This window comes from Ponticoccus litoralis (assembly GCF_039769985.1).
Taxonomy (GTDB): Bacteria; Pseudomonadota; Alphaproteobacteria; order Rhodobacterales; family Rhodobacteraceae; genus Ponticoccus; species Ponticoccus litoralis.
This window is the reverse complement of the sequence record NZ_JBDNCH010000002.1, coordinates 559,680-576,893: the sequence shown is the minus strand read 5'-3', so window position 1 is coordinate 576,893 and position 17,214 is coordinate 559,680. Positions and strand designations below refer to the sequence as shown.

Annotated in this window: 15 protein-coding genes, 1 tRNA gene and 1 pseudogene; 11 read left to right on the top strand and 6 right to left on the bottom strand. The window is 70.3% G+C overall.

Going from position 1 to position 17,214, the window contains the following annotated elements; all coding sequences use genetic code 11:
* Positions 1–238 precede the first annotated feature (238 nt).
* The 5 genes and pseudogenes from ABFB10_RS03785 (at position 239) to gdhA (ending at position 6,727) form a co-directional block, all read left to right on the top strand.
* Complete coding sequence (locus ABFB10_RS03785) at positions 239–1,525, top strand: homoserine dehydrogenase (protein ID WP_347165486.1); 1,287 nt, start codon at positions 239–241, stop codon at positions 1,523–1,525.
* 263 nt (positions 1,526–1,788) lie between these two features.
* Entirely contained in the window at positions 1,789–2,730 is a 942-nt protein-coding gene (gene glpX, locus ABFB10_RS03780) for a class II fructose-bisphosphatase (protein ID WP_347165485.1), read from the top strand.
* 266 nt (positions 2,731–2,996) lie between these two features.
* Positions 2,997–4,772 (top strand): annotated as a pseudogene (gene recJ, locus ABFB10_RS03775) (single-stranded-DNA-specific exonuclease RecJ).
* Between the two features lie 190 nt (positions 4,773–4,962).
* Positions 4,963–5,037, top strand: a tRNA-Glu gene (locus tag ABFB10_RS03770).
* 334 nt (positions 5,038–5,371) lie between these two features.
* On the top strand, positions 5,372–6,727 hold the full coding sequence (gdhA, locus tag ABFB10_RS03765) for an NADP-specific glutamate dehydrogenase (protein ID WP_347165484.1): 1,356 nt from the start codon (positions 5,372–5,374) through the stop codon (positions 6,725–6,727).
* A gap of 213 nt (positions 6,728–6,940) precedes the next feature.
* Here gdhA and ABFB10_RS03760 read toward each other — a convergent pair whose 3' ends face one another.
* A complete protein-coding gene (locus tag ABFB10_RS03760; RefSeq protein ID WP_347165482.1) occupies positions 6,941–8,365 on the bottom strand; it encodes a PepSY-associated TM helix domain-containing protein in 1,425 nt (474 codons plus the stop codon).
* A 92-nt stretch (positions 8,366–8,457) separates the two neighbouring features.
* Positions 8,458–8,814 carry a hypothetical protein gene (locus ABFB10_RS03755; RefSeq protein ID WP_347165480.1) on the bottom strand — a complete coding sequence of 119 codons (357 nt, stop codon included), beginning with the start codon at positions 8,812–8,814 and terminating at the stop codon, positions 8,458–8,460.
* Positions 8,815–9,214: 400 nt separating this feature from the next.
* Here ABFB10_RS03755 and ABFB10_RS03750 point away from each other — a divergent pair, with 400 nt between their 5' ends.
* Together ABFB10_RS03750 and ABFB10_RS03745 are read left to right on the top strand one after the other, a co-directional pair.
* Positions 9,215–9,580: an arginine transporter gene (locus ABFB10_RS03750; protein ID WP_347165479.1), complete on the top strand. Its 366-nt coding sequence runs from the start codon at positions 9,215–9,217 to the stop codon at positions 9,578–9,580.
* A 375-nt stretch (positions 9,581–9,955) separates the two neighbouring features.
* On the top strand, positions 9,956–10,921 hold the full coding sequence (locus tag ABFB10_RS03745; protein ID WP_347165477.1) for a LysR family transcriptional regulator: 966 nt from the start codon (positions 9,956–9,958) through the stop codon (positions 10,919–10,921).
* 239 nt (positions 10,922–11,160) lie between these two features.
* Here ABFB10_RS03745 and ABFB10_RS03740 read toward each other — a convergent pair whose 3' ends face one another.
* The 3 genes from ABFB10_RS03740 to ABFB10_RS03730 form a co-directional block, all read right to left on the bottom strand.
* Positions 11,161–11,928: an alpha/beta fold hydrolase gene (locus ABFB10_RS03740; RefSeq protein ID WP_347165475.1), complete on the bottom strand. Its 768-nt coding sequence runs from the start codon at positions 11,926–11,928 to the stop codon at positions 11,161–11,163.
* Positions 11,929–12,227: 299 nt separating this feature from the next.
* Positions 12,228–12,941, bottom strand: coding sequence for an NUDIX hydrolase (locus ABFB10_RS03735; protein WP_347165474.1), 714 nt, complete (start codon positions 12,939–12,941; stop codon positions 12,228–12,230).
* Between the two features lie 15 nt (positions 12,942–12,956).
* A complete protein-coding gene (locus ABFB10_RS03730; protein ID WP_347165472.1) occupies positions 12,957–13,346 on the bottom strand; it encodes a DUF983 domain-containing protein in 390 nt (129 codons plus the stop codon).
* A gap of 224 nt (positions 13,347–13,570) precedes the next feature.
* Between ABFB10_RS03730 and ABFB10_RS03725 the strand changes: the two genes are divergently transcribed.
* The 4 genes from ABFB10_RS03725 to ABFB10_RS03710 all read left to right on the top strand — a co-directional run bounded on the left by ABFB10_RS03725 (position 13,571) and on the right by ABFB10_RS03710 (position 15,844).
* Positions 13,571–14,287 (top strand): EF-hand domain-containing protein, encoded by a 717-nt coding sequence (locus ABFB10_RS03725; protein ID WP_347165470.1) that lies wholly within the window; start codon positions 13,571–13,573, stop codon positions 14,285–14,287.
* A gap of 104 nt (positions 14,288–14,391) precedes the next feature.
* Positions 14,392–14,979, top strand: a complete 588-nt coding sequence (locus ABFB10_RS03720; protein WP_347165468.1) for an RNA polymerase sigma factor — start codon at positions 14,392–14,394, stop codon at positions 14,977–14,979.
* Complete coding sequence (locus ABFB10_RS03715) at positions 14,972–15,340, top strand: hypothetical protein (RefSeq protein ID WP_347165466.1); 369 nt, start codon at positions 14,972–14,974, stop codon at positions 15,338–15,340. The genes ABFB10_RS03720 and ABFB10_RS03715 overlap by 8 nt, the downstream gene beginning before the upstream one ends.
* A 3-nt stretch (positions 15,341–15,343) precedes the next feature.
* Positions 15,344–15,844: a periplasmic heavy metal sensor gene (locus tag ABFB10_RS03710; protein ID WP_347165464.1), complete on the top strand. Its 501-nt coding sequence runs from the start codon at positions 15,344–15,346 to the stop codon at positions 15,842–15,844.
* A 337-nt stretch (positions 15,845–16,181) separates the two neighbouring features.
* Here ABFB10_RS03710 and ABFB10_RS03705 read toward each other — a convergent pair whose 3' ends face one another.
* The gene (locus tag ABFB10_RS03705) at positions 16,182–16,916 is read right to left on the bottom strand and encodes a diguanylate cyclase (protein WP_347165462.1); all 735 of its coding nucleotides are present in this window, start codon (positions 16,914–16,916) and stop codon (positions 16,182–16,184) included.
* Between the last annotated feature and the right edge of the window lie 298 nt (positions 16,917–17,214).

The following is a 17,214-nucleotide window of genomic DNA, read 5'->3' as shown; positions in this document are numbered from 1 at the left end:
CTGCCTTTGTGACGGGGCGGCCCTTGCCGTCCGATGGATCGACCCTGCGGCCCTGCGGCGCCGGGGCGGGGGCCCCGCCTGACCGGCCTGCGCGCCAGACCGTTTGCCGCCCCCCTCTGTGCTGCGGCCCGGTGTCTCGAAAGCGGCGCAGCCAGTGGGCAGGACCCGCATCCCATTGCACCCGGGCCGACTTGGCGCTAACCGGAGGCCCGCAACACTGTCCCTGAAGGAGCCCTCTATGTCCGACCCCCTGCGTCTTGGTATCGCCGGCCTCGGAACCGTTGGCGCGGGCGTGGTCAAGATCGTCCGCCAGAAGGCGACGCTGCTGGCCGAACGCGCCGGGCGTCCGGTGGTGGTCTCGGCGGTCTCCGCGCGCACGCGGGACAAGGACCGCGGCGTGCCGCTGTCCTCCTACGCATGGGAGGACGACCCGGTGGCTCTGGCGACCCGCGACGACGTCGATGTCTTCGTCGAACTCATGGGCGGCAGCGACGGCCCGGCCAAGGCCGCTGTCGAGGCGGCGCTGGCGGCGGGCAAGGACGTGGTGACGGCGAACAAGGCGATGCTGGCGCATCACGGGCAGGCGCTGGCCGAACTGGCCGAGGCCAATGGCGCGGTGCTGCGCTTCGAGGCGGCGGTGGCGGGGGGCATCCCGGTCATCAAGGCGCTGACCGAAAGCCTTGCCGGCAACGATATCCAGCGCGTGGTCGGCGTGATGAACGGCACCTGCAACTATATCCTGACCCGGATGGAAGACGGCGGGCTGACCTACGAGGCGGCCTTCGCCGAGGCCGATGCCCTGGGCTACCTCGAAGCCGACCCGACCCTCGACGTCGGCGGCATCGACGCGGGCCACAAGCTGTCGCTGCTGGCCGCCATCGCCTTCGGCACGCAGGTCGATTTCGACGCGGTGGAACTGGAAGGCATCGGCAAGGTCACCATCGACGATATCCGGCAGGCCGCCGACATGGGCTTCCGCATCAAGCTTCTGGGGGTCAGCCGCATGACCGGGCGCGGGCTGGAACAGTCCATGGCGCCCTGCCTCGTGCCCGCGGCCTCGCCGCTGGGGCAACTGGCGGGCGGCACCAATATGGTGGTGATCGAAGGCGATCAGGTCGGCCAGATCGTCATGCGCGGCGCCGGTGCGGGCGAGGGCCCGACCGCCAGCGCGGTCATGGGCGACGTCATGGATATCGCGCGCGGCCTGCGCGTCTCGACCTTCGGGCGCCCCGCCGGCACGCTGGCCGGGGCGACCCCGGCCAAGGCGACGGCGGCGGCGCCCTACTACCTGCGCATGGCGCTGGTCGACCGCCCCGGCGCGCTGGCCAAGGCGGCGCAGGCACTGGGCGAGGCGGGGGTCTCCATCCACCGCATGCGCCAGTACGATCACGTCGACGACGCCGCCCCGGTGCTGATCGTCACCCACAAGACGACGCGCCCCTCCCTCGATCAGGCGCTCGCCGCGATGATGGCCACGGGCGTCGTCACGCACGAGCCGGTGGCCCTGCGCATCGAAGAGGTCTGAACCCGCGCGGCCCGCGCCGCCGGGGGACGCCCCTCAGACCCTTCTTCTTGGTCCAAATACCCTCGGGGGAGGCCGCAGGCCGGGGGGCAGCGCCCCCTGATGCCTCCGGGTCTCCCATGGACAACGCGGCGGGGCAGGGCCTGTCCCGGTCACGCCGTTAGCGTCAGTGGGCTTTCTCTTGGCCGGGGCATGGGCTAGAGCGGAGGCGAAGGATTTCGCAAAGAGGACGACCCCATGCCCAGCCCCGAGATTTCAGTGACCGGATGCTGTCTCTCGGCCTCGCACGGGTGGCCGAACAGGCCGCCATTGCCAGTGCCGACTGGATCGGCCAGGGCGACGAGAAGGCCGCCGATCAGGCCGCTGTCAACGCCATGCGCGAGCAGCTCAACAAGCTGGAAATCTCGGGTGTCGTGGTCATCGGCGAGGGGGAGCGCGACGAGGCGCCGATGCTCTACATCGGTGAAGAGGTCGGCAGCGGCGGCCCGGGCGTCGATATCGCGCTGGACCCGCTGGAAGGCACGACCCTGACCGCCAAGGACATGCCCAACGCGCTGACGGTGATCGCCATGGGGCCGCGCGGCTCGATGCTGCACGCGCCGGACGTCTACATGGACAAGCTGGCAATCGGGCCGGGCTATGACACCGACGTCGTCTCGCTGGACATGTCGCCGTCGGAGCGGGTCGCGGCGCTGGCCAAGGCCAAGGGCTGCCAGCCGCGCGACATCACCGTCTGCATGCTCGAGCGTCCGCGCCACGAGGAGATGCTGGCCGAGGTGCGCGAGACCGGGGCCGGCATCCGGCTGATCACCGACGGCGACGTGGCGGGCGTCATGCATTGCGCCGAGACCGTCAAGACCGGCATCGACATGTACATGGGCTCCGGCGGTGCGCCCGAGGGGGTGCTGGCCGCGGCGGCCCTGAAGTGCATGGGCGGGCAGATGTGGGGCCGCCTGATGTTCCGCAACGACGACGAGAAGGGCCGCGCGGCGAAGGCCGGCATCACCGAGCTCGACCGCATCTACGCGCGCGACGACCTGGTGACCGAACATGTGATCTTTGCCGCGACGGGCGTGACGCAGGGTTCGCTGGTGCAGGGCATCCGGCGCGAGCCGGGCTGGATCGAGACCGAAACCCTGCTGATGCGCTCCAAGACCGGCTCGGTGCGGCGCATGCACTATCGCAACCCGTTCCGGCACACGGTCTGAGCTCTGCCGCCCCGGGCTGGCCGGGGCAGACGGGTATCTTGACAGGGCAGACGGGCAGGGCGGTGGTCCTGCCCGGGCGATGAGGCCGATGGGTGGCGTTTCTCTGCGCCCCGGGCGCCGCGGGACAAGGGGCGCTTCAATCGCGGCCCCGGGTCCGGCGGCGCTGTCGCTTTGAGGTATTTGGGCCAAGAAGAAGCATCGGGGGCGGTTCTGCATCGGCGGGCTGGGCTGCCCTTCGTCATTCGACACCGGGCCGGTGGCGCGCTATGAGGCTGCGGGTTCAGGCGGAAGGGGCAAACGTGGCTTACTTGGGTGTCGAAGGCAGTCTGACGGGGCGGCGCTGGGTCGGTCCCGGCGTCGAGGTGGAACGGCAGGCCGAGGCCATGGGCCAGGCCACCGGGCTTGCGGCGCCGCTTTGTGCGGTGCTGGCGCGGCTGGGGGTGCCGGTGGCGGAGGTCACGGCCTATCTTGCGCCGACCCTGCGCGAGCTCTTGCCGGACCCGCGCGCGCTGAAGGACATGGAGGTGGCGGCGGAACGCTTTCTGACCGCCGTCCGGCGGCGCGAGCGGATCGCGGTCTTTGCGGATTACGACGTGGACGGCGGCACCTCTGCGGCGCTGCTGATCGACTGGCTGCGGCAGATGGGGCGCCCGGCGACGCTTTATGTGCCGGACCGCATCGACGAGGGCTATGGCCCGAACGCCCCGGCCATGGCGGCGCTGGCGCGCGACCACGACCTGATTGTCTGCGTCGATTGCGGGACCCTCTCGCTGGAGCCGATCGCGGCGGCCGGGGGCGCGGATGTGGTGGTTCTGGATCACCACCTCGGCGGCGAGGTGCTGCCCGATTGCGTGGCGGTGGTGAACCCCAACCGGCAGGACGAGGACGGGTCGCTGGCGCATCTCTGCGCGGCGGTGCCGTGGTCTTCCTGATGCTGGTGGAGGCCGGGCGGCAGCTGCGCGTGGCGGGGGCGTCCGGGCCGGACCTGATGGGCATGCTCGACCTTGTTGCCCTTGCGACGGTGGCGGATGTGGCGCCGCTGAAGGGGGTCAACCGGGCGCTGGTGCAGCAGGGGCTGAAGGTCATGGCCCGGCGCGACCGCCCGGGCCTTGTGGCGCTGTCGGACGTCGCCCGGCTGGAGCAGGCGCCGTCCTCCTACCACCTGGGCTTCGTGCTGGGGCCGCGGGTGAACGCGGGCGGTCGGATCGGGCAGGCGGATCTGGGTGCGCGGCTCTTGTCCTGCGAGATCCGAGCACGAGGCGCAGGCGCTGGCCGAGCGGCTGGAGGCGCTGAATGCCGAGCGCCGCGAGGTCGAGGCGGCGGTGCGCGCCGCCGCCCTTGCGCAGGCCGAGGAGCGCGGGCTTGACGCGCCGCTGGTCTGGGCCGCCGGCGAGGGCTGGCACCCCGGCGTCGTGGGAATCGTCGCCTCGCGCCTGAAGGAGCTGACCGGGCGGCCCGCGGTCGTGATCGGGCTGGAGGGCGACGAGGGCAAGGGCTCTGGCCGTTCCGTGGCGGGGGTGGACCTTGGCGCCTCGGTCCAGCGGCTGGCCTCGGAGGGGCTGCTGATCAAGGGCGGCGGGCACCGGATGGCCGCGGGGCTGACGGTGGCCCGCGACCGGCTGGACGAGGCCATGGCGCGCCTCTCTGCCCTGCTGGAGCGGCAGGGCGCGGGGCAGGGCGGCGCCGCCGACCTGCGGGTCGACGGGCTGCTGATGCCCGGCGCGGCGACAGTGGCACTGATCGAGGATCTGGAGCGGGCGGGCCCCTTCGGACAGGGCGCCCCGGGGCCGCGTTTCGTGGTGCCGGACGTGGGGATCTCTTTCGCGAAGCAGGTCGGATCGGGTCATCTGAAACTGAGCTGTACCGACGGGCTTGGCGCGCGACTGGACGGGATCTGTTTCGGGGCCTTCGACGGGCCGCTGGGGATGGCCCTGACCGAGCACGGGGGGCGGCGATTCCATCTGGCGGGGCGGCTGGAAATCAACGAGTGGAACGGAAGGCGGACCGCACAGCTGCGGCTGGAGGATGCCAGTCCCGCGTGAGTGTTCCGATAAGTCCTTGCAAGGTATTGGAAAAATCTGAAGGTGCAGGCTGTTTCCGGAATTTTCGCGGTCGGATCAGGAAAAAGTCGCCAAGGTGGAAATTTCTGCTTGCAAGCGGCGCGGGGTTTCCATAGAACCCGCCTCACGCCGCAGGGTTGGCCAGTCAGGCAGACACGCGGCGGACCAGAGTGGCCCGTTCGTCTATCGGTTAGGACGCCAGGTTTTCAACCTGGAAAGAGGGGTTCGATTCCCCTACGGGCTGCCACTTCACTTCACTTCCCTTGGACATCGATTGCGCCGGGCTTATCGCGCCCGTGATGCCTCTTTTCGGAGAGGTGGACAGGCTGCCTGCATGACGCGTTGAAAGCCGCTGTCGAGGCGGCGCTGCGGGCGGGCCGTTTCGGTGCGCCGTGGTATCGGTCACGGCTTTGGATGCAAACGGCGCCGGGACGCGCGCGTCTGTGCGGCAGGCCGGGTTTGAGAACGGCTTGCACAGCGGTTGTGGATCAAATAACTGCTCTGAAAATGGGCTGCATGCAGAATTGTTGCCCGCTTACTCACCGTTTTGCGAACAATTCTGCCGAAAGGCGACGAAATACATGACCAATATCGACGAAAAACTGCAACCGATCCTTGCCGAAGTGATGCGGCGCAATGCCGGGGAACCGGAATTCCATCAGGCCACGCACGAGGTTCTGGAAAGCCTTGGCCGTGTCGTCGCCAAGCATCCCGATTATCTGGAACAGGCGCTGATCGAGCGCATCTGCGAACCCGAACGCCAGATCATCTTCCGCATCCCCTGGGTGGACGATCAGGGCAAGGTCCAGATCAACCGCGGGTTTCGTGTGCAGTTCAACTCGGCGCTCGGCCCCTACAAGGGCGGGATGCGGTTCCACCCGTCGGTCAACCTGGGGATCATCAAGTTCCTCGGCTTCGAGCAGATCTTCAAGAACGCCCTGACCGGCCTGCCCATCGGCGGCGGCAAGGGTGGCACGGATTTCGATCCCAAGGGCAAATCCGACGGCGAGATCATGCGCTTCTGCCAGTCCCTGATGATCGAGCTGCACCGCCATCTGGGTGAACAGACCGACGTGCCGGCGGGCGATATCGGCGTCGGCGGGCGCGAGATCGGCTATATGTTCGGGCAGTACAAGCGCCTGACCAACCGCTACGAGGCCGGTGTGCTGACCGGCAAGGCCATCGCCTATGGCGGCTCGCGCGCCCGGACCGAGGCCACGGGCTTCGGCAACACCTATTTCACCAAGGCCATGCTGGAGACCCGCAACAGCGGTTTCGACGGCAAGCGCGTGGTGGTGTCGGGCGCGGGCAACGTCGCCATCCACACCATCGAGAAGGTGCAGTCCTTCGGCGGCAAGGTCATCGCCTGCTCGGATTCCAGCGGCTATATCATCGACGAGGCCGGGATCGACCTTGAGCTGCTTCAGGAAATCAAGACCGTCCGCCGCCAGCGCATCACGGAATACGCGCGGCGCCGGGGCGACGGCGTGCATTTCGTCGCCGTGGGCAAGGGGTCGGTCTGGGATGTGCCCTGCGACGTGGCCATGCCCTCGGCAACCCAGAACGAACTGTCGGGGAAAGACGCGAAGACGCTGGTCAAGAACGGCGTGCAGGCCGTGGGTGAGGGCGCGAACATGCCCTGCACCCCCGAGGCCATCCGCATCCTGCGCGATGCGGGCGTTCTGTTCGGCCCCGGCAAGGCGGCCAATGCCGGGGGCGTTGCGACCTCGGCGCTGGAAATGCAGCAGAACGCCAGCCGCGACCGCTGGACCTTTGCCCAGACCGAGGAACGTCTGGCCCGGATCATGCAGAGCATCCACGACCGCTGCGCCGAAACCGCCGACGAATACGGCGCTCCGGGGGATTACGTCCTGGGGGCCAATATCGCCGGTTTCGTGCGGGTTGCAGAGGCCATGCGGATGATGGGCGTCATCTGACCTCGGAGGACGCCTTCGGGTGTCGCAAAAGAGGCGCGGCGACTGTGTGCCGCCGCGCCTTCCGGGGCCCGCGTTCCGGACAGAGGGCCCTTCGATCCCGCGGCCAGAGCGGTGGCAGAGCGGCCAGCGATCCGGGCGGCGTATCGGCTCCGGCGGATATCTTTGCGTGAGGGCAGCCCCCGGAACCGGCGGCTGCCCCTGTCGTTCAGGGGCCTAGCGGGCCGCGCCCTGTGCCGGAAGGCGCCGCCGCGTGATGACATGCACCGCCAGTTCGATCACCAGCAGCACCAGCATCGACAGGCCCACCAGCGGGAAGAAGACGCCCCCGGCGATGGCCATGACCAGCAGCGTGCGGGGGATGCGCCAGTCGGTCGGCACCGCGGGGACGCCAAGGGCGCCGGAGGGACGCCGCTTCCACCACATGGCCGCCGCCGAGACGCACATCAGCACCATCGCGACGCAGGCCAGCAGCAGGACGATCTGGTTCGGAACGCCCCATTCCTGCCCCATGTGCACGCTGATGCCCCATTCGGCCCAGCGGCCCAGCGTGCCGAGATCCGCGAAGCCCGCGTCGTAGAGCACCGCGCCGGTGTAGCGGTCCAGATGGATGACCCGTTCATAGGTGACGTCGTCGGGATAGACCGAGGCCGTGAAGACCCCGGTCGGCCCGGCGGGAAGCGTGACCGCGTAGCCCGCAACGAGGCCAAGCCCCTCGACCGTGCCGATGACCCCGTCCAGAAGCGGCAGGGCCGCATTGCCGTCGGTCGCGGCCTCCGGCGCATCCGCAAGGTGCCCGGCATGGGCGCCCGCGTCGGGCAGGGGCGAGGCGGGGATCGGCTGGCGCTCCATGATCCACGGGGCGCGGTCCACGACCTCCTGCGTCGGCACGGTGGACTGCGGTGTGTTCGACCAGTAGCCGTCGGGCATCCCCAGCCCAAGGGCATAGGCCGCGTCGTAGAACTTGCCGCCCCAGACACCGGACCAGGGCAGGCCGGTCAGGGCGAGGAAAACGATGAAGACGCCGGTGTAAATCCCCGTCACCGCGTGCAGGTCTCGCCACCACGGGCGCCCCCGGCTGGCCTTGATGCGCAGGGTGCCCACCGATTTGCGCCCGCGCGGCAGCCACAGATAGATCCCGCTGAAGACCAGCAGGACCATCCAGCCCGCCGCGGCCTCGATCAGGCGGTTGCCGAACCAGCCGAGATATTCCAGCGAGTGCAGCTTGCGCACCACGTAGAGCGCCGGGCTGCCCGCCGCACCGCCGTCCCAGAGGGTGCCCAGAACCTGACCGTCATAGGGATCGACATAGACCGTATTGCGCAGACCCCCGGCGTCCAGGATGTCGACCTCCGCGCTGCGGTCCGGGGCAGGCGGGGGAGAATAGGCCTTTACCGTGCCGGGGTGGGCGGCAAGGGCTGCGGCGGTCAGGCGCGATGCCGGCAGGGTGTCGGACCGGATCTCGACGAAGCGCAGGTCGCGGTGGGCGGCATTGTTGATCTCGTCCTTGAACAGGTAGATCGCGCCTGTCACGGCAAGGATCAGGACGAAGGGCAGGACAACGAGTCCGGCGATGAAGTGCCAGCGCCAGACGGCGCGATAGAGTGCGGCGCCTGCCGCACGTTGGGTCGTATCTGTCATGTGTACATTCCAAGCGGCCCGTCGGCGTGACGGGCTTGGGTCAAGAGGCGTCCCCCCGCAGGCAGCGGCGGGACCATCGGATCAGCTCTGCGTCAGACGATCCGTGGAGGCGCTCTGGTGGAATGGTTGATGTTGCGGCCCTGCGACTCGCGGTGCAGCGCTTCGCCCTGCCGCCACAGGTCGTGGGGCACGAAGGCAAGGGACAGCCCGGGAGAGGCCGGTTCGGGCGCCCGGGGCGTCGCGTGACAGAAGGGGCAGCTATGGTCGTGGTCCGCGTGACCGCCGTGGTCCGCACAAAGCGCCAGCGAGGCCTCTCCGTAGATCAGGGCGTAGGCGTCGCGCTGATCGCTGTCGCGGTCGGGGGCCATCAGGCTGACGGACATGACGCTGGTCGAGGCAAGGATAAGCCCCAGCAAAAGCGCGCATGCGGTTGAAACCCAGGATGTCATGGCCGTGGCTTATGGCATCGGAAGCGCGCTGAGGGAACCCGGGATATCGCCGCAGTCCCGCCTCATGGGCAAGGCGGTTGCGCGCCGGGGCTTGGTCCCGGTCCGATGCACATACCCCCGCGTCCTTCACCGCCCCGCAGTCCTTCCGGTGTGGGCGCGGGTCTACATGGGTGAGGCGGCGGTGCCCCCGGGACGGGAGCCGCGGCATGCCTGCGAAACAGGCTGGCGGGCGCCGCACGGGCGGTCGATCCGCCGACCGCCGTGCGGCCCGCGACGGGGTGGCATCCGAATGACCGCCCGCGCTTGATCGGGCGCGGAATTTGCGGCAGGATGTGCGCCAGAGCAGTGAGGCCGGAGAGACGGGATGACCCGCCCCGCGCCATGACATGGGCAGGACGACATGAAAACAACAGGACTTTTGCTGCTTGCGGCCTTGGCGCTTGGCGCCTGCGGCGGCGGTGCGAACCGGGCGGACCGGGGTTATATCTCCTACACCACGCCGACCAAGGCCTTTGCCACCGGACCGGTGTCGAACGCCTGCCTGCGGGGCGGACGCAAGGCGGCCTCCACATCGCTGTGCGGCTGCGTGCAGGCGGTGGCGGATCGGTCTCTCTCCGGCTCCGATCAGCGGCTGGCGGCGAAGTTCTTCGCCGATCCGCATCACGCTCAAGAGATCCGACAGTCCGACAATCCCAACCACGAGGCCTTCTGGAAGCGCTACAAGGCCTTCAGCGCCAGCGCCGAGCGGACCTGCACGGGCGCCTGACGCGCCCGCCCCGGCTTTTTCGTCTGCGACACCACCGCCCCGCCGCCTGCCCTGCGCTGCGGGGAACGTCTTTTCGCGCTGAGGCCGTGCGCTGCGCCGCAGGCCCTCCGGGGGCGCGCGCGACGACGGCACTGGCCCGGGTGACCACGGACCCGCAGCGCGCCTGCCGCCATGTGGCGGTCTTCAGGATCCCGTGCAGGACCAGACCGGGGCTGTCGCGCGCAGCGCCCGTCACCGGCAGCACATGGGTCGGCCCGGCGGCCCCGGCCAGCCCGGGGGCGGATTTCGGCAGCCGGGGCCTGGCTGCGGCCTTGACGGAAGGGGTGCAGTTTCGGAAAAGCTGAAAGTGGCGCAGGCGCAGCGGGGGGAAAAGCGGTGCTGATGAAGGGGGTGACGCTGAAGGGGCTCGAGGTCTTCGACGCGCTGGCGGGCTCCGGGTCCGTTGCGCGCGCGGCAGAGGTGACCGGGCTGAGCCAACCCGCGGTCAGCCAGCAGATGCGCAACCTCGAAGCGGCGCTCGGCACCGATCTGGTCGACCACGGGCGCCGGTCGATGACGCTGACACCCGCCGGGCGCGCCTTCCTGATCCGCACGCAGGCGGTGCTGCGGCAGCTGCGCCTCGCCCAAAGCGAACTGACGGTGATGGATCTCAGCCACCTCTCAACGCTGAGCCTCGGAGTGATCGACGACTTCGACAACGACCTGACGCCGCGCCTCGTCACCATCCTCGCGGACAGCATGCAGGGCTGCGCCTTCCGGCTGATCACCGCGCCCAGCCACGAGATCGCGGGCGCGATCCGGGCGCGCCGCCTGAACCTCGCCGTCGCCGCCTCCACCGGCGAGGACGCGCAGGGCGTGATCGAATACCCGCTGGCCCGCGACCCCTATATCTTCGTCTGCGCCGGGGGCGCGGTGGCCGAAGCGGGCGATATCGCCGCCCTGATGCAGGCGCGACCCTTCCTGCGCCACGACCGCGAACAGCTGATCGGTCGCCAGATCGAGGCCCATCTCGCCCGGCAGAATCTCAGCTTCGACGCGCGCTTCGAAATCGGCCCGCACCTGTCGCTGATGACCCTGGTGGCGCGCGGGGTCGGCTGGACGGTGACGACGCCGCTGGGCTACATGCGCGCCCATCGCCTGCACGAGGGGATGGAGGTCCACCCGGTGCCCTTCCGCCCCTTCGCGCGCACCATCAGCCTGTTGGCCGCGACCGACTGGACGGACCACGTCCCGCGTGAGGTGGCGCGCACGGTGCGGATGCTCATCGGCGACATGGTCATCGCCCCGGCCCTCGCCCAGCTGCCATGGCTGAAGGGCGACCTCGCGGTTCTGGAGGAATAGGGCAGGCCGCGCCAGTGCAGGCAGGATGCCACGTCCCGGCCCGCATTCACGAACCGGGATGCGCCGTTTCAGCTTTCCGAAAATCAGCGCGCCCCGGCACCCCGAGGCCAGGCAGCCCCCTGTCCTCATCACCCCGGATCGCAGGCCGGACGCAGCCCCCTGCTTCTTCTTGGTCCAAATACCCTCGGGGGAGCGCAGCGGGGGCAGGGCCCCCTCCGCCCGCTGCCGGGGGGCGGTCCTCAGCCCTTTGCGACCGCGTCGAGGAAGGCCCGGACAGAGGCCTCGAACCCGCGCGGGTCGTCCGCATGCAGCCAATGCCCGGCCTGCGGCATCTTCGCGAAGCGCGCCTTCGGGAAAGAGCCGCGGATGGTCTCGCGATGCTCGGGCCGGACATAGTCGGACTGCCCGCCCGACAGGAACAGCGTCGGCCCGCTGTAGTGCCCGTCCAGATCCGGGAAGGAAAGGATCTTCGGCATCTCGGCGGCCAGCGCATCCAGGTTCAACTTCCACCGCCGTTCCTTCAGATCCAGCGACTGGGTGAAGAAGCTCTGCAGGCTCTTGTCCGCCACGGTCGGGGCAAGCTGGGCCACCGCGTCCGAACGCTTCTCGACCCGCGACAGGTCGACGGCGCGCATCGCCTCGATAAAGGGCATCTGGCTGTGCCCGTAGGAGACCGGTGCGATATCGGCCACCAGCAGCGAGGCCACCCGTTCGGGGTGCATCAGCGCAAGCGCCATGGCGGCCTTGCCGCCCATGGAATGGCCGACCACATGGGCGCGCCCGCCATGCGCGTCGATCAGCTCGGCGAGATCGCCGGCAAGCTCGGGATAGCCGTGGCACTCAGAGCGCGGGCTGTCGCCGTGGTTGCGCATATCCGGGGTCAGCACGTGCCAGCGGTCCGAGAGCCGCCGGGCGATCACCCCCCAGTTGCGCCCGGATCCGAACAGGCCGTGCACGATCACGAGGGGAATGTCGCCGGGGGTGCCGTAGGAAAGCGTATTGAGCATGCCCCGCTGCATACCCCGCGCCGCCGAACGGGACCAGAGCCTTTCTGGTGCGGGCGCCGGGGCTGGTGGTCCAAAGGCGCCAAGGCAGGGCAGTGATCGCGCGCGGGGGTAAAACCGTCGCCTCTTCCTGCCTGAAGGCCCGAAGCGGGAAGGCAGCCCCGCGGGGGGCGCGGGCGGGGGCCTGGCTGGCACGGGGTCTGGCGAGGCGCCGCTGGCCGCGCGCGGCCTTTCCGGCTGGCGGCGGCGTTTTCCGATACGGAAAACGGCCCGAATTCTTTCAAAGAATTCGGCGCCCCCGGTCAGTCCTCGCGCATCGGTCTGCCATGCAGGCGCAGGAACAGGCTCTCTTCCGCGTCATTGTGGAAGAAGGGAACCGATTCCGGCGGCGCCTCGTCGCGGGCGCGGGCGGCGACCTCGGCCAGCACCACTTCGGTGATGAAGGGCAGGTCGAAGTCCCGCACCCGGTCGACCTCGATCCATTGCAGATGGGCCAGCTCGTCCTCGGCCTCGGAGAAATCGTCCGGGTCCGAGACCAGCGCCTCGGCGTCCAGAAGGAAGAACCGCGCGTCGAAGCGGCGCGGCAGGCCCGGCGGCGTGATGGCGCGGAACACGAATTGCAGGTGCTCGGCCGAGGGCCGCAGGCCCGCGCCCGCGAAGGGCAGCCAGTCGGTGGGCACCGTGTCGGGCCAGGGTGCCCGGCGGCCCAGCAGCTGCCCGGTTTCCTCCCAAAGCTCGCGGATCGCCGCAACGGCAAGGCTGTGGGCGATGCCGGCGGGGGCATCGTCCTCCAGCCGCGCGGTGCAGACCGGGGTCAGCGGCGTGGCCAGCGGCACGGCGCGGTCGCCCGCATCCACCGCGCCGCCGGGAAAGACGAACTTGTTCGGCATGAAGGCGGCCTTGGCGCCGCGCTGGCCCATCAGCACCCGGGGCCGGGTGTCGCGGTCGCGCAGCACGATGACCGTGGCGGCATCGCGGATCGGCGGGCCTTCGGCGGCGGCTGTCCGGTCACTCATCACGCAGATCCCCCGTCAGGGGTGCGGGTCGAAACCATGCATGCCGCGCACCCATTGGAAGGCCACCACGACCCCCTTCAGTCGCGGCAGAAGGTAAAGCGACAGCGCCACGCAGCCAACCGCAAAGATCGTGAACAGGGTCAGCGGGTCGGGGCGGAAGGTGGTGAAGACCACGTGCAGCATCGGCGCCATGATATGCCCGACGATCAGGATCGTCAGGTAGGCCGGGCCGTCGTCGGCGCGGTGGTGGTGCAGGGCCTCGCGGCAGACCGGGCAGGTGTCGCGAACCTTGAGATAGCCGGTCAGCATCGGACCCGAGCCGCAGTTGGGGCAGCGGCAGCGCCAGCCTTTCCATAGCGCGGACCAAAGCGGATCGCGCGTGTGTTCCTTGTCCTGAATGGTCATGTCACCCTCGTATTTTGGCCGGAAGATGGACCCGCGACGGCGGCGCCGAAAGGGTACAAGATGCCCTTGCGTCGGGATGTCACAGCACGCGCGGCCTCACGGCGACGTGATCCGGCGCCGCGGATTCCCGCGACGGGATCGCCGACGGGCTGCGTGAAAGAGCCATGGACGGCGGGGAAGAGCCTGTCGTTCCTGCGATAACGGCAAGACGGAAGGAACTTGCAATGAAGACGACGGCTCTTTCGATGACCGGCCTCGCGCTGGTCCTGATGACGGGATCGGCAGGCCTCGCACTGGCGCAAGCGCAGTCTCCGGCGCAGGCCCCGGACCAGCCCCCGGCGCAGGCCCGGCCCGCCGAGCGCCCGATGGCGCAGGCGCCGCGCGGCGGTCACGGCGGCCCGGGCTTCGGCATGCCGATCCTCAGCTACGATGCCGATGGCGACGGTCGCGTGACGGTCGAAGAGGTCGAGGCCCGCCAGGCCGAACGCTTCGAGGCGGCGGATGCGGATGGCAACGGGCTGCTGTCGCCGGAGGAGGTCTCTGCCTATGCCGAGGCCCTGCGCGCCGAGCGCGAAGAGATGCGCCGCGCCGCCCGGCAGGCGGCCCTGATCGCGCGCATGGACGCCGATGGCGACGGGCAGCTGTCGCTTGACGAGATTTCGGGCGTGCAGCCCGAGACCAGCCGCTTCGACCGGATCCTCGACCGGCTCGACACCGATGGCGACGGTGCCCTGACCGAAGAGGAACTGCAGGCGCCGCGCAAGCGCATGGCCGAGCGGGGGGCGCATCGTCCGGAGGGCGCGCATGGCATGCATCGCGACGGCGACCGCAAGGGACCCATGCAGGGATACCGGCACGGCGAACACCACGGCGATGAACGCGGCCATGAACGGGGCCATGAGCGGGGCCGGGGCACACCGGGGTGGGTCGAGGGCCGCTGAGGCCTTCCCGGCGCGGCCCCGCGCGGGTCGCGCCGCTTCACCCCCGACAGGATTGCGCTTTGCCGGCCTTGCCGCTAGCGCAGAGGAATGGACCGCCCGCAGAGATGCCGTTTGACGCCATGAGCGACCGCAGCGACGAAGAGCTTCTCGCCGACTACGCGGCGGGCCGGGCCGAGGCTGCGCGGGCGCTGACGGCGCGGCTGGCGCCCCGGGTCTTTGCCCATGCCACGCGGATGCTGGGCGGTGACCGGGCCGAGGCCGAGGACGTGACGCAGGAGGCCCTGCTGAAGCTCTGGCGGATCGCGCCGGACTGGCGGGCGGGCGAGGCGCAGGTCTCGACCTGGCTGTACCGGGTGACGGCGAACCTCTGCATCGACCGGATGCGGCGGCGGCGCAGCGGCCCGGCGCTGGACGCGATCCCCGAGCCGGAGGACGACAGGCCCTCGGCGCTGGAGGGGATGCAGCAACACGCGCGGGCCGAGGCCCTGCAGACGGCGCTGAGCCAACTGCCGGACCGGCAGCGGCAGGCGGTGATCCTGCGCCATATCGAGGGGCTGTCCAACCCCGAGATCGCCGGGATCATGGACATCGGCCCGCGTGCGGTCGAAAGTCTGACGGCGCGGGGCAAACGGGCACTGGAGGCGCTGCTGTGTGGGCAGCGCGAGGCTTTGGGATACCAAGACGATGACTGAGCGCAGGGATGACAGCGGGCTTGACGCCTTCTTTGCCGCGGCCCGCGAGACGCCGCCGCAGCCGGATGCGGCCTTCCTGGCGCGGCTGACAGAGGGCGCGCTGGACGAACAGCTGGCGCAGGCCGGACGTCTGAAGGCCGGGGCGCAGCGGATGGGGCCGGGGCTTTGGTCCGGGCTGCGACAGGCCCTGGGCGGCTGGCCGGGGCTGGCCGGGCTGGCCGTGGCCTGTGCCGCCGGGGTCTGGCTGGGCGTCAGCCCGCCGGAGGGCATGAGCGCGCTCTGGGATAGTCAGCAGGCGGGGCTGGGGCAATTGGGCGTGGACCCGGTCAGCGCCTATGACCTCGCGATGATCGGAGGCTAGGGGATGAGTGACATGCGTGGGCCGATGCGGCCCTGGTTGAGGATCGTGCTGTTTGCCTCGCTGGCCCTGAACCTGGCGGTGGCGGGGCTGTTCGCGGGCTTCCTGTTCAAGGGGCCGCCCCGGCATGGCCATGACCGCGACCCGGTGGCGCCCTATACGCGCGCCTTCGACGAAGAGCAGCGCGGCGAGGTCTGGCAGGCCCTGCGGCAGCGGTATCGCGCGGATCGCGCGGCGGACGGGCGCCCGGACGTGCTGGGCGAATACCACGCGGCGCTGGATGCGCTGCGGGCCGAACCCTTCGATGCCGAAGGCTTTGGCCGCGTGCTGGCGGAACAGGGCGCGCGCGCGGATGAGCGGCGGCAGCGTGGCGAGAGGGTGCTGCTGGACTACGTGACGGCGCTGTCGCCCGAGGACCGGGCGGCCTATGCGGACCGTCTGGAAGTGGTGCTGGCGGAATACGCGGCGCGCTTCGAGCGTTTTCGCAAGAAGGGTGGCCGGGACTGACGGTCTGAACGTCGGGCGTGGGCGCAAGGGCCGAGGCCTGCGGCGCGATGACCGGGGCAGGCGACGTTGGCCTGAGGCGTGTGGTGCGATGACCGGGGCGGGTGATACACGCTGGCCCGAGGCTTACGGCGCGATGACCGGGGCGGGTAATGCGCGCTGACTTGTGGCTGGCGATGCAATGGCCGGGACAGGCGGCGTTGGCCTGTGGCCTGCGGCGCGATGACCGCGACGGGCGGTGCGCTGGCCCGAGGCTTGCGGCGCGCTGGCGGGCGAGACACGGCAGGTTGAACGGGCGGAGCCCTCGGCGCCTGTGACGGCCCGGCTGCGGGCCCCGGGCCTATCCCTTTCCGCCCCGGGCGAGGCCCCCGGGCAGGGGGATGTCATGGGCGGGCGGCAGGCCGTCCGGTGGCAGGGGCCGCTTGCGCAGGTCCGGCAGGGCGCGGACCGTATCGGCCAGAACGACGGTGTTGCGCCCGGCATTCTTGGCCGCGTAAAGCGCGTCGTCCGCCCGTTCGATCAGGTCCATGGGCTGGTCCTCGCCCGACCGCAACGGGGTGGCCACCCCGATCGAGAGGGTCAGGCCGACCGAGGCGCCGCCCGGCAGGCGCACCGGCTGCGCCGCCATGATCGCACACAGCCGCTCTGCCGTGGCCAGCGCCGCGCAACGGTCGGCATCGGGCATGGCGATCAGGAATTCCTCTCCGCCCCAGCGGGCGATCAGGTCGGCGGCGCGCAGGGTGCCGCGCAAGCGCTGTGCCAGCACCTGCAGGACGGCATCGCCGCCGGCGTGGCCATGCACATCGTTGACCCACTTGAAGCGGTCGATATCGGCCATGAGCACCGCGTAGGGCCGCCGCTTGGCGATGGCCCGTTCCGACAGCCGCGACAGGTGGGGCAGGGCGTAGCGGCGGTTGAACAGCCCGGTGAGCGGGTCCAGAACGGCGGCCCGCAGCCCGTCCTGCATGTTCGCCCGCAGCCGGTCGTTGGTGCGCTTGCGCCGGATCTGCCGTTTCAGCCGGACCGCCAGCTCGTCGAGATCCGGCCCGTCGGTGAGGATGTCGTTGGCCCCCATGTCCAGCGCGCTGGCCGCCTCGCGCGGTTCCAGCGAGTCGGGCGATGTAGATCAGGCCGGAGTGCCGCGTCGCGCGGTTGGCGCGCAGCTGCGGCAGCAGCGACAGCCCCTCGCCACCGCAGCCCGGGGCCTCGGCCACGACGACCACGTCGGGCGCGGGCAGGGTGCGCAGCGCCTTGCCGGGATCGACCTGGACCACCCGGTCGGCAATCCGGTCCTGCAGCCCCGCCGCCAGCGCCACGGTGGCGGCAAGCCCGGATTGCGCGATCAGATGCACGACGCCCGGGCCGGTGAAATC

Bases quoted from the DNA above. Each gene is read 5' to 3' on its own strand.
- ABFB10_RS03715 (WP_347165466.1), top strand. From the start codon at position 14,972: ATGACTGAGCGCAGGGATGACAGCGGGCTTGACGCCTTCTTTGCCGCG.
- ABFB10_RS03760 (WP_347165482.1), bottom strand. From the start codon at position 8,365: ATGACAGATACGACCCAACGTGCGGCAGGCGCCGCACTCTATCGCGCC.
- ABFB10_RS03710 (WP_347165464.1), top strand. From the start codon at position 15,344: ATGAGTGACATGCGTGGGCCGATGCGGCCCTGGTTGAGGATCGTGCTG.
- ABFB10_RS03785 (WP_347165486.1), top strand. From the start codon at position 239: ATGTCCGACCCCCTGCGTCTTGGTATCGCCGGCCTCGGAACCGTTGGC.
- ABFB10_RS03740 (WP_347165475.1), bottom strand. From the start codon at position 11,928: ATGCTCAATACGCTTTCCTACGGCACCCCCGGCGACATTCCCCTCGTG.
- ABFB10_RS03720 (WP_347165468.1), top strand. From the start codon at position 14,392: ATGCCGTTTGACGCCATGAGCGACCGCAGCGACGAAGAGCTTCTCGCC.
- ABFB10_RS03755 (WP_347165480.1), bottom strand. From the start codon at position 8,814: ATGACATCCTGGGTTTCAACCGCATGCGCGCTTTTGCTGGGGCTTATC.
- ABFB10_RS03750 (WP_347165479.1), top strand. From the start codon at position 9,215: ATGAAAACAACAGGACTTTTGCTGCTTGCGGCCTTGGCGCTTGGCGCC.
- glpX (WP_347165485.1), top strand. From the start codon at position 1,789: ATGCTGTCTCTCGGCCTCGCACGGGTGGCCGAACAGGCCGCCATTGCC.
- ABFB10_RS03705 (WP_347165462.1), bottom strand. From the start codon at position 16,916: ATGGGGGCCAACGACATCCTCACCGACGGGCCGGATCTCGACGAGCTG.
- ABFB10_RS03735 (WP_347165474.1), bottom strand. From the start codon at position 12,941: ATGAGTGACCGGACAGCCGCCGCCGAAGGCCCGCCGATCCGCGATGCC.
- ABFB10_RS03725 (WP_347165470.1), top strand. From the start codon at position 13,571: ATGAAGACGACGGCTCTTTCGATGACCGGCCTCGCGCTGGTCCTGATG.
- ABFB10_RS03730 (WP_347165472.1), bottom strand. From the start codon at position 13,346: ATGACCATTCAGGACAAGGAACACACGCGCGATCCGCTTTGGTCCGCG.
- gdhA (WP_347165484.1), top strand. From the start codon at position 5,372: ATGACCAATATCGACGAAAAACTGCAACCGATCCTTGCCGAAGTGATG.